The organism is Pseudanabaena sp. 'Roaring Creek' (assembly GCF_001402795.1).
Taxonomy (GTDB): Bacteria; Cyanobacteriota; Cyanobacteriia; order Pseudanabaenales; family Pseudanabaenaceae; genus Pseudanabaena.
The window spans coordinates 1-805 of the sequence record NZ_LIRE01000473.1 but is presented as its reverse complement, the minus strand read 5'-3'; the positions used below and the strand labels follow the sequence as shown (position 1 = coordinate 805).

1 protein-coding gene is annotated in these 805 nt (G+C 39.5%); it reads left to right on the top strand.

Translation table 11 applies throughout. The features are described 5' to 3' along the window. Window positions 1-287: 287 nt before the first annotated feature. On the top strand, window positions 288-578 hold the full coding sequence (locus tag AC805_RS15020) for a PAAR domain-containing protein (protein ID WP_009625893.1): 291 nt from the start codon (window positions 288-290) through the stop codon (window positions 576-578). Window positions 579-805: the final 227 nt, after the last annotated feature.

Sequence of the window (805 nt, the reverse complement as noted above, 5' to 3'; positions counted from 1 at the left end):
AAATGGAAGCACCTTTGGTAAATGTCGAAGCTAGTTTCATTAATACAATTAAAGGCGGTTTAGTTAAGATTAATTAGATAAGTTAGCCAACTGTATGTATCTAGGCGCAATTAAATATAAAACCCCAAAAGCTGTAGCGCACGCTGCGCGTGCGCTACAGCTTTTGACTCAGGATTTTAATTATGCCAACTTACTTAACGACTTAATTATTGCCCTATTAATCTTTTCGTTAGTTCTCTTTTCTCAAACTCGCTCCATTCTTCAATACCTAATCTATATATCTATATATGTTTCCAGCAGCAAGGTTAAGTGATAAGACTGTTACAAATGACACTATTATTGGTCCTGGCGCACCTACAGTCTTAATCGGAGGGATGCCCGCAGCCTGTGTTGGCGATGCTGTAGCTGGCAATTTAGTAGTAGGTTCAATCGTCCTAGGTTCTTTTACTGTCATCATCGGCGGACGCTTTGCGGCAAGAACTACCTCCCAAGTAGTTGGAATCAATGTCAATGCTCCACCAACCCCCATAACTACTTTTGTGGGCAAAGCAGAAATGACGGTTCTAATTGGGGGTTAAATTCTGCATTTTCTTATAGCAATCTGTGCTCAAACTCGACGCAAGGAATGTGAAGTTCCTCAGCATAATTAAAATCCAGAGCTAAGACCAAAACTAAAAATGGCGTAGCCATTTTTAGTTTGCAAACCCTTACTAGGGTTGGTTGTTAATTCACAAAAGTGTTGTCACACTTTCATGAATTGGTATTAGATACCCGTTAGACACTAGTAAAATCTTGATCATTCTTG

Excerpts from the sequence above, each read along its gene's own strand:
- AC805_RS15020 (WP_009625893.1), top strand. The coding sequence starts at position 288 with ATGTTTCCAGCAGCAAGGTTAAGTGATAAGACTGTTACAAATGACACT.